Raw genomic sequence first — 10,107 nt, forward strand, 5'->3', positions numbered from 1 at the left:
GCAACCGCGAGGCCGGGGGCAAGGACCGGCCGCGCGGATCGAAAACCGTCAGAAATTCTCTTTGAACCACTGGCCCAGACGGGCCAGCCGGCTGGACAGAATCGAGACCTCGATCTGCTCGCTCCAGCCGAGACCACCATCGTCGCCGAGCGTCAGCCCCACGGCCCCGGCCGCGGCGGCACAGCAGGGCGTATCCTCCATGCGGCCGGGCGGTGCCTGCAGGGCACCCGGCCGGCCGCAGCGGGCGGGCAGACGAAACATCTCCTGGACCAGTTCCTCGATCCCCTCGAGCTGGCTGCCACCGCCAGTCAGCACGATCGAGCGGGGCGGCCGCGCCGCCAAGAGCTCGTCATGCTCCTGCAATCGTTTCTGAGCCAAGAGGAGCGTTTCTTCAACCCTTGCCCGCACGATCTCCGTGACCCGCGTGCGGGGCACCTCGCCCGTCGGCAGATCGGCGTGATCACCCAGGAGCGGGACCTCGATCCGGGTATTGTCGTCGCAGGCCCGGAACTGCACGCTGCCGAACAGATTCTTGATCCGCTCCGCGTGCTGCCGGCTGGTCGAGAGGCCATAGGCCAGATCGCCGGTGACGTGATCGCCGCCATAGGGCACCTGCTCGACGAGGGTGAGGCGGCCGCCGGCGAAGCAGGCGAGCCCCGTGATGCCGCCGCCGAGCTCGATGACGAGGCAGCCGCGCTCGAGTTCGTCCTCGGCGAGGCAGGCGAGACCGGCCGCGTAGGAGGCGCAGACGATGCCCTTGACCTCGATGTGGCAGCGCTCGAGGCAGGCGAGGAGGTTGCGCAAGGCCGTGCCGGTGGCCATCACGAGATGGGCCACGATCTCGAGCCGCTGGCCCGAGAGCCCGCACGGATCCTTGAGCGGCCGGCCGCCGTCGATCGTCACCTCGAGCGGGACGACGTGCAGCACCTCGCGCTCCGGCGTGGACACGGCACGGCGCGCGCGGTCGAGCAGCAGCCGGATGTCGCTCTCGGCGACGGCGCGGCCGTGGAGCTGGCTCGCCACGCGGACATAGGTCGACTGCGGCCGCCCCCCGCTCACCGCCAGCACGATCTCGCGCAAGGTCTCGCCGGCCTGCTGCTCGGCCTCGTGCAAGGTGGCGAGAATCGCCGTCTCCGCGGCCTCCGCGTCGACGATCTCGCCGGCCTTGATCCCCTCGGCGAGCTGGTAGCCGCGGCCGATGAGCTGCACGCCGCGCCCCGGCCGTGGCCGGGCGATGTAGCAGCAGAGCTTGCTCGAGCCGATGTCGAGCACGCCGAACGCAGCACCTCGGCCCCAGGGGCCGCTGCCGACGAGGCTGCGCCAGGCGGAAGCGACGGCCTTGCTCATGCGCCCGGCCCCGTCTCGTGCTTCTCGAGGGCGTCGTTCGCGATCTGGACCGTGAGCCACTCCGGATTGCGCAGATCGATCGCGGTGATGGCGCGGCCCAGGATGGCCGAGGCGCGCTGCTCGGCCGCGAGACGGCGCCACGCCGCATCGGCACCTTCGGCCGGCAGCCGGACCTCGATGCGGCCATCGAGATAGATGTCCCAGCGCCGCTGACCGACCAGCCGGGCTCCGGTGACGTGCGGCGCCAGCTCGGGCTCCCGCACCACGAGCCGCAGCAGCTCCTCGGCGCGTGCCGGGGCACCGTCGCCGAACAGGAGCGGCAGGTGACGGAACCTGCCCGCGTTCTTGATGCGCACGACCTCACCCGCGTCGCTCACCAGCACCTGACGGCTTCCGTCGAGCCAGCGCGCGATCGGGCGGTGCTCCTCCAGTCGGATCCAGAGCGTGTCCGGCAAGCGCCGGCCGACGCTGACCGACCGTATCCAGGGCACATTCTCGACACGTTCTTTGAGCTCACCCAGATCAACCTGCAGTATAGGCTTTCCATAGTAAGGCTCAAGCGCCTTCTGTAGAATCTGCTCGTCCGCGAGCACCCGGCCCTCGCTGTAGACGCGGGTGACGACGAAGCCGGCACCGGCCGAGGCCTCCAAGAGCTGCCGGCTCATGCTCGCGGTGAAGCGCGCCATGGCGGGCGAGCGCCAGAGCGCTTCGGCGGCATAGCCTGCGAGACCGAGACCGACCACCGCGAGCACGGCCGAGCGCGCCCGCGTCGCCCAACGCCGCGGCGGCGGCCGCCGCAGGCTGGCCCGCGTCCGACGAGCGAGACGGTTCACGTGTCGCATCGCGCCCACCCCAGGAGCTGCTCGACCAGATCGGCGAAGCCGATTCCGCGAAACGCGGCCTGCTCCGGCACCAACGACAAGGGCGTCATGCCGGGTTGGGTGTTGACCTCGAGCAGGTAGAGCCCGTCCTCGCCTCGGTCCGGATCGAAGCGGAAATCGGCCCGGCTGACGCCGCGGCAGCCCAACGCGCGGTGCGCCGCGAGAGCCTGCTCCAGCACGCGCTCGTAGATCGCGGGCGCGAGGGGGGCCGGCACCAGATGCGAGGCGAAGCCCTCGGTGTATTTGGCGCGATAGTCGTAGAAGCCCTGGCTCGGGCGGATCTCGGTCACGGCGAGCGGCTCGTCGCCGAGCACGGCACAAGTCAGCTCGCGCCCCGGAATGTAGCTTTCGACCAGAAGGCGGCAGGTCGGGTCGATGTCGTTGCGGTCCGTGAGCGGGCGGAGATCGTCGTCGGGGACGATCACGACCCCCACGCTCGAGCCTTCGGCCGCGGGCTTGACCACGAACGGCGGGGCGATCGGCGGCTCCGCCAGGAGCGCTTCGAGCGTCGTCTCGACCCCTTCCGGGCAGCGCAGCCCGGCGCTCGCGAAGACGCGCTTCGCCATCGGCTTGTCCATGGCGAGCGCCGAGGCCAGCACCCCGGAGTGGGTGTAGGGGATCGCCATGAGGTCGAGCAGGCCCTGCACGCGCCCGTCCTCGCCGTAGCGGCCGTGGAGCGCGTTGAACACGACCTCGGGCCGGACCCGCTGCAGCACCTCTGGCAGATCCGTGCCGACGTCGATCCGGGTCACGGGCCAGCCTCGCTCCTCGAGGGCGCGGGCGCAGGCCTCGCCCGAGACCAGCGAGACCTCCCGCTCGGCCGAGCGCCCGCCCATGAGAACGGCCACACGCTTCTTCATGCCGCGAGCTCCATGGCCGTCCTCCTGCCGATCCGGACGATCTCCCAGTCGAGCTCGACCCCGCTCGTCTCGCGCACGCGCTGCCGCACGAGCTCGCCCAGAGCCTCGATCTCGGCGGCGCTGGCGCCGCCGGTGTTGATCAAGAAGTTGCAGTGCTTCTCGGAGACCATGGCCGCACCCAGACGCAGGCCGCGGCAGCCGGCGGCGTCGATGAGCTGCCACGCCTTGTGGCCGGGCGGGTTCTTGAAGGTGCTGCCACCGGTCGCGACCCGCAGCGGCTGCGCCGCCTCGCGCTCGGCCTTGATGGCGTCCATACGGGCCGAAATCGCCTCCGGGTCGCCCGGAACACCCTGGAATGCCGCCCGGACCACGATCCAGTCCGCAGGCAGAGCGCTCCGGCGATAGGCGAAGCCGAGCTCGGCGTTGCTCAGGCGGTGCAGCGCACCCTTGCGGTCCAGCGCCTCGGCCCAGAGCAGCCGGTCCTTGGTCTCGCCGCCGAAGGCACCGGCGTTCATCCGCACCGCCCCCCCGACGGTGCCGGGAATGCCGATCAGGAACTCGAGCCCGGCGAGGCCGGCGCGCTGCGCCTCCTGCGCCACCCGCTGATCGAGGGCGCCCGCCCCGGCGAGAATCGTCCCGCCCCGAGCCTCGACCTTGGCGAGCGGTCCGCCGAAGCGGATCACGACACCTTCGAGGCCGCCGTCGCGCACGAGCAGGTTCGAGGCGACCCCCATCGGCAGCACCGGCACGTCCTCGGGCAGCGCCTCCAGGAAGGCGGCGAGGTCGTCGGCATCGGCCGGCTGGAACACGAACTCGGCCGATCCGCCGACGCGAAGCCAGGTCAAGGGCGCGAGCGGCACGTTCCGGCGCAAGGTCCCGCGCAGCGGCGGCAGGGTATCGGCCCAGCTCTTGCTCATGCCTCGCCCGTCCCCTTCTCCTGCTCCGCGAGCCGCCCCGGCAGGGCGTGCGCCCATTGCGTGATGCTGCCGGCACCCAGGCAGACGACGAGATCCCCTGGATGAGCGATCTCTGCCACGAGCGGCACCAGATCGTCGAGGCCGTCGATGGCGCGCACGTCGCGATGGCCGTGGCGGCGGATGCCGTCCACGAGCGCATCGCGGCTCGCTCCCTCGATCGGCGCCTCGCCCGCAGCGTAGACCGGCGCCACCAGGACCGTGTCGGCATCGTGGAAGCAGGTGCAGAACTCGTCGAACAGGCTCGCGAGGCGGGTGTAGCGGTGCGGCTGGACCACGGCGATCACGCGGCCCTTGGTGCGCGCACGCGCGGTGCGTAAGACCGCCTTGATCTCGACCGGATGATGGCCGTAATCGTCGATGATGGCGACACCGTCGACCGTACCCGTGCGGGTGAAGCGGCGCTTGACACCCTCGAGGCCGGAAAGGGCCTGGCGCACCACCTCGTCCGGGATGCCGAGCTCGCGCGCCACGACGATGACGGCGAGCGCGTTCGAGACGTTGTGCAGGCCCGGCAGCGACAGGCGCACGCGCTCGAGCCGCCGCTCGCCCTCGCCGTTCTTGGCGCGGATGACGACGTCGAACACCTCGCCGTCGGCCTCGGCGACCGGCGGCAGGGCGCGCACGTCGGCCTGCGGGCTGAAGCCGTAGGTGACGACGCGCCGGTCGGTGATCCTGCCATAGAGAGCCTGGACCTCCGGGTGGTCGATGCAGAGTGCGGCGAACCCATAGAACGGCACGTGCTCGACGAAGGTGCGGAACGCCTCGCGCACGGCGTCGAAGCTGCCGTAATGCTCCATGTGCTCGGGGTCGATGTTGGTGACGACCGCGATCGTGGCCGGCAGCCGCAGGAAACTGCCGTCGCTCTCGTCGGCCTCGACCACGATCCACTCGCCCTGGCCGAGCCGGGCGTTGGTGCCGTAGGCGTTGATGATGCCGCCGTTGACCACGGTGGGATCGAGCCCGGCGGCCTCGAAGAGAGCGGCCATCATCGCCGTGGTCGTGGTCTTGCCGTGGGTGCCGGCGACCGCGACGGCGCGCTTGAGCCGCATCAGCTCGGCCAGCATGTCGGCACGGCGCACGACCGGCAGGCGTTTGCTGCGTGCCGCCACCAGCTCGGGATTGTCGGGCCGGATCGCCGAGGAGACGACCAGCACGCGCGCCCTGCCGAGATTGGCGGCGTCGTGCCCGATCGCCACCGGCACGCCGAGCTTCCTCAGGCGCTGGACGTTGGCGTTGTCGGCCACGTCCGAGCCCTGCACGCTGTAGCCGAGATTCTTCAGGATCTCGGCGATTCCGCTCATCCCGATCCCGCCGATCCCGACGAAGTGGATCGGACCTGCGTTCATGGGCACCATCGTCATGGGCGGGCCTCCGCGGCGAGCGCCAGCACGGCATCGGCCAGCCGCTCGGCGGCATCGGGCCGGGCGAGGCGGTGCGCCGCTCTCGCCATGGCCTCGAGCCTGTCGGGATCGTGCATCAGGCGCTCCAGCTCGGCCGCGAGGCGCTCGGGCGTGAGCGCTGGCTGCGGCAGGAGGACGGCGGCACCGGCGGCATCGAGGGCGCGGGCATTGGCGGTCTGGTGGTCATCGGCGGCATGCGGATAGGGAACGAGCAGCGATGGGCGGGCGAGGGCCAGAAGCTCGGCGATGGTGGAAGCGCCCGAGCGCGCGATCACGAGATCGGCCGCCGCCATCCGGGCCGGCACGTCCGAGAAGAAGCTCGCGAGCTCGACGTCGAGGCCGAGGCCGGCATAGGCCTCGCGCACGCGTGCGAGATCCTCGGGCCGGCATTGCTGGGCGAGGTCGAGCCGTGCCCGCAGCTCGGGCGCAAGCCGGGCGAGGGCAGCCGGGACGACGTCGCTGAAGACGCGGGCCCCCTGGCTGCCGCCCAGGACCAGCACGCGGAACCGGTTGTCGCTGCGGGCCGGAGCCGCGGCTGCCGTGAAGCCCGGCCGGGTCGGGTTGCCGGTGACGATCCGGCGCAGGTCCGCACGCGCCGGCACCTCGCTCGTCGCCTCGAAGCTCAGCGCCACCTCGCGCGCGAAGCTGGCGATCAGCCGGTTGGCGCGGCCGAACACGGCGTTCTGCTCGTGGATCAGCACCGGCACGCCTCGCGCTGCGGCCGCGAGCGCCGCGGGCACGCAAGCGTAGCCGCCGAAGGCCGCAGCCGCCACCGGCCGCTTGCGGCGGAGGACGCCCAGGCTCTCCACGAAGCCGCGGGCGAGCCGGACGAGACCCTGCACCTTCGCGGCGGCGCTGCCCGACGGGCTGCCGGCGGTCACGACCGTGCAGGGCAGGTCCCCGCCGACATAGCGCGCACCGCGCTGGTCGGTGATCAGGGTCACGGCCTGCCCCCGCCCGGCCAGCGCCTGCCCCAGCGCCAGGGCAGGGAACATGTGCCCGCCGGTGCCGCCGGCCGCGATCAGGATCGGCCCCGTCACCGCAGGAGCTCCGGGCGGAGCGGCAGCTCCAGCCTGGCGCCGCGGCGGGTGAGTGCGAGCAGCATGCCCATGCCGATGGCGAGCGCCAGGAGCGAGGAGCCGCCATAGCTGATGAAGGGGAGCGTCATGCCCTTGGTCGGCATCAGGTTGAGATTCACCGCCATGTTGATGAGCGCCTGCAGGCCGAACTGGGCGACGAGGCCCACGGCGGCGAGCTGGATGAAACGGTCGGTCGTCTCGTGCACGCGCCACAGCCCGCGCAGGATCAGCGAAGCGAACACCACCACCAGGAACAGGCAGGCGATGATGCCGAACTCTTCCGCCGTGGCAGCGAAAATGAAGTCGGCATGCGCATCCGGGAGATGCCATTTCTGCACGCCTTCGCCGGGGCCGCGGCCGAACAGGCCGCCGGCCGCCACCGCGCGCAGCGCCCGCTCGATCTGATAGCCCAGAGAATCCGGATCGAGGAAGCCGTTCACGCGCTCGGTGAAATGCGGCAGCCAGAGATAGGCCTGCCAGGCGCCGAACACCACCGCCCCGATCAGCGCCAGCACCCAGATCCAGGCGATGCCGGCGACGAAGAGCTGGGCGCAGTAGACGAGGCTGATCACGGCGGCCATGCCGATGTCGGGCTGCTTCGCGAGCACGGCCAGCACCGGCAGGACCAGAAGCGCGGTCGTCGGCATCGCTTTCGCGCGCTCGCGGCGCGAGAGCAGGTAGGCCGTGACCACGATCAGCGCCGGCTTCACGAACTCGCTCGGCTGCAGCGGCATGCCGAAGAGCACGAGCCAGCGATGTGCCCCCTTCACCTCGGGTGCGAACAGGAGAGTGAGGACGAGGAGGAAGCCGAAAAGCCCCAGCATGCCGACCGCGAGCCGCAGCACGCCCAGCGGTGCCAGCAGCGACACGACCACGAGCATGCAGCTCGCCGGCAACAGGAAAAAGAGATGCTTGACGACGAAGTGCATCTCCGCGCCGTAGACCCGCTCGCCGACCGCAGGGCTCGCCGCGAAGATCAGGATCGTGCCGACCACGGCGAGCAGCGCCACGCCGCCCAGCATGAAGCGGTCGACCGTCCACCACCAGTTGCCGACGAGCGTGCGATCGGTGCGCGGGACATAGATCATCCGGCTCCTCCTTCCCCGGCTTCGGCGACCGCGAGCTCCCGGAACACGTCGCCCCGATGCTCGAAGCTCCGGAACTGATCGAACGAGGCGCAGGCCGGGGCGAGCAGCACCACGGCTTCCGGCCCGCCGGCCGCGCGCGCGGCCCGGCTCGCCGCCTTCACGGCCGCTTCCAGCGTCCCGACCTGATGCATTGGTGCCAGATCGCCGAGATCCGCCGCGATCTCGGCCGCGGCCGTGCCGATCAGATAGCCGGCACGCACCGCCCCCATGAACGGCCGGAGGCTCCTGAACCCGCCGGGCTTGGGTTTGCCGCCGGCGATCCAGAAGATGTTCGCGAAGCTGCTCAAGGATTTCGCGGCCGAATCCGGGTTGGTCGCCTTGCTGTCGTTGACCCAGAGCACGGTTCCGGCACGGGCGACCTCCTCCATCCGGTGCGGCAGGCTGCGAAAGCTCGCAAGGCCCAAGATCGCCTGCTCGGGCGAGAGGCCGAGTGCTCGCACGGCGGCATAGGCCGTCGCGATGTTCTGCCAGTTGTGCCGGCCGCGCAGATTATCGAGCGCCCCGAGGTCGAGTGCCTCGATGGGCGCACCGTCGATCGCGTCGATCAGCCGGCCGTCCGCGACCTCGACCTCACCCGGCACGGCCGCATCGAGCGACACGCCGATCACGCGCCGCCCCTCCCGCTTCAGCCCGTAGGCCACCTCGCGGCTGGGCGCGTCGTCGAGCCCGACCACGGCGACGTCGCCCGTACCCTGGTTGCGGAAGATCCGCCTCTTCGCCGCGACATAGCCTTCGAGATCGCCGTGCCGGTCGAGATGGTCGGAGGTGAGGTTGAGCCAGACGGCGACCCTGCAGCGCAGGCGCTCGCAGAGATCGAGCTGGAAGGAGGAGAGCTCCAGCACGAACACCCGGCCTTCCGGGCCCGGCTCCAGCTCGAACACCGGCCGGCCGATATTGCCGCCCAGCGCCGCATCGACCCCGGCTTTGACCAGAAGATGGTGGACGAGCGCCGTCGTCGTCGATTTGCCGTTGGTGCCGGTGATGCCGACGATCGGGCGGCGCTCGCCCAGGATCTCGGCGAACAGATCGACGTCACCGCGGATCGGCACCCCGGCGATGCGCGCGGCCGCGATCACCGGATGGGGTGCGGGGTGGGTGAGCGGCACGCCGGGGCTCGGCACGAGCAGCGCCAGATCCGACACATCCGCGATGCTGCCGGCCCGGTAGCCGGCTCCGGCCAGCACCTCGGGCCTGTCGTCGAAGGCCAGCACCTCGGCCCCGGCCGCGGCGAACGCCCTAGCCGCGGCGAGGCCGCTCCGTGCCAGGCCGAGAATACCGATCTTTCGCCCCTCGTAGCGCTCGAGGACCATCGTTCCGCCCTCAGCGCAGCTTCAAAGTGGAAAGACCGATCAACGCCAGAATCATGGCGATGATCCAGAACCGGATGACGATGGTGGGCTCCTGCCAGCCCTTCTTCTCGAAGTGGTGGTGGAGCGGCGCCATGCGGAAGACGCGCTTGCCGGTGAGCTTGAAGGAGGCGACCTGCACGATCACCGAGACCGCCTCCAGCACGAACAGCCCGCCGATGATGGCGAGCACCAGCTCGTGCTTGGTCGCGACCGCGACCGCCCCCAGAGCCCCGCCGATCGAGAGCGAGCCCGTGTCGCCCATGAACACCATGGCCGGGGGCGCGTTGAACCACAAGAAACCCAAGGAGGCGCCGACGACCGCCCCGCCGAAGACGGCGAGCTCGCCCGTGCCCGGCACGTGCGGGATGCCGAGATAGTTCGCGAAGATCGCGTTGCCCGCGAGATAGGCGATGAAGGCGAAGCAGGCGGCCGCGATCATCACCGGGACGATGGCGAGCCCGTCGAGCCCGTCGGTCAGGTTGACCGCGTTCGAGGAGCCCATCATCACGAGCGCTCCGAACAGCGGGAAGGTGAAGCCCAAGGGGATCAGGATGTCCTTGAAGAACGGTACCGCCACGCTGGTCGCGAGCTGCGGCGTGGTGAGCCGCATCAGCACGACGGCGGCGACCACGCCGATCATGCCCTGGCCCAGGAGCTTGAGCCGGCCGGGCAGGCCGCCGCTCGAACGCTTGGTGAGCTTCAGATAATCGTCGGCGAACCCGATCAGGCCGTAGCCCAGGGTCACGATCAGGACCACCCAGACATAGCCGTTGGTGAGATCGGCCCAGAGCAGGGTCGCGGAAGCGAGCGCCAGGAGGATCAGCACGCCGCCCATGGTGGGCGTGCCCTTCTTCGTGAGGAGATGGCTCTCCGGCCCGTCGAGGCGGATCGGCTGTCCTTCGCGCTGCTTTTTCTTCAGCCAGCGGATCAGACCCGGACCGAGCCAGAAGCTGACCAGGAGCGCGGTCATGATCGCCCCGCCGGTCCGGAAGGTGATGTAGCGGAAGACGTTGAAGACGCTGATGTGCTCCGCGAGCGGAAACAGCAGGTGATAGAGCATCGAGAT

The 10,107-nt window shown here is 70.6% G+C and carries 9 protein-coding genes; all 9 read right to left on the minus strand.

From position 1 onward, the window contains the following. Positions 1-48: 48 nt before the first annotated feature. Genes ftsA through mraY form a run of 9 tightly spaced genes read right to left on the minus strand, consistent with a single transcriptional unit; the run spans position 49 to position 10,101 of the window. Entirely contained in the window at positions 49-1,347 is a 1,299-nt protein-coding gene (gene ftsA, locus U1T56_RS05420; protein WP_418158428.1) for a cell division protein FtsA, read from the minus strand. Next, entirely contained in the window at positions 1,344-2,180 is an 837-nt protein-coding gene (locus U1T56_RS05425; RefSeq protein WP_418158429.1) for a cell division protein FtsQ/DivIB, read from the minus strand. Before U1T56_RS05425 ends, ftsA begins: the two co-directional genes overlap by 4 nt. Then, positions 2,177-3,088 carry a D-alanine--D-alanine ligase gene (locus tag U1T56_RS05430; RefSeq protein ID WP_418158430.1) on the minus strand — a complete coding sequence of 304 codons (912 nt, stop codon included), beginning with the start codon at positions 3,086-3,088 and terminating at the stop codon, positions 2,177-2,179. Before U1T56_RS05430 ends, U1T56_RS05425 begins: the two co-directional genes overlap by 4 nt. Beyond that, the gene (gene murB / locus U1T56_RS05435) at positions 3,085-4,005 is read right to left on the minus strand and encodes a UDP-N-acetylmuramate dehydrogenase (protein WP_418158431.1); all 921 of its coding nucleotides are present in this window, start codon (positions 4,003-4,005) and stop codon (positions 3,085-3,087) included. Before murB ends, U1T56_RS05430 begins: the two co-directional genes overlap by 4 nt. Further along, complete coding sequence (gene murC / locus U1T56_RS05440; RefSeq protein WP_418158432.1) at positions 4,002-5,426, minus strand: UDP-N-acetylmuramate--L-alanine ligase; 1,425 nt, start codon at positions 5,424-5,426, stop codon at positions 4,002-4,004. Before murC ends, murB begins: the two co-directional genes overlap by 4 nt. Next, positions 5,423-6,505 (minus strand): undecaprenyldiphospho-muramoylpentapeptide beta-N-acetylglucosaminyltransferase, encoded by a 1,083-nt coding sequence (gene murG, locus U1T56_RS05445; protein ID WP_418158433.1) that lies wholly within the window; start codon positions 6,503-6,505, stop codon positions 5,423-5,425. Before murG ends, murC begins: the two co-directional genes overlap by 4 nt. Further along, positions 6,502-7,632: an FtsW/RodA/SpoVE family cell cycle protein gene (locus tag U1T56_RS05450; protein WP_418158434.1), complete on the minus strand. Its 1,131-nt coding sequence runs from the start codon at positions 7,630-7,632 to the stop codon at positions 6,502-6,504. Before U1T56_RS05450 ends, murG begins: the two co-directional genes overlap by 4 nt. Then, complete coding sequence (murD, locus tag U1T56_RS05455; RefSeq protein ID WP_418158435.1) at positions 7,629-9,002, minus strand: UDP-N-acetylmuramoyl-L-alanine--D-glutamate ligase; 1,374 nt, start codon at positions 9,000-9,002, stop codon at positions 7,629-7,631. Before murD ends, U1T56_RS05450 begins: the two co-directional genes overlap by 4 nt. A 10-nt stretch (positions 9,003-9,012) precedes the next feature. After that, positions 9,013-10,101: a phospho-N-acetylmuramoyl-pentapeptide-transferase gene (gene mraY, locus U1T56_RS05460; RefSeq protein ID WP_418158436.1), complete on the minus strand. Its 1,089-nt coding sequence runs from the start codon at positions 10,099-10,101 to the stop codon at positions 9,013-9,015. Between the last annotated feature and the right edge of the window lie 6 nt (positions 10,102-10,107).

It is taken from the genome of Benzoatithermus flavus (genome assembly GCF_037908215.1).
In the GTDB taxonomy this organism is placed as follows: Bacteria; Pseudomonadota; Alphaproteobacteria; order Geminicoccales; family Geminicoccaceae; genus Benzoatithermus; species Benzoatithermus flavus.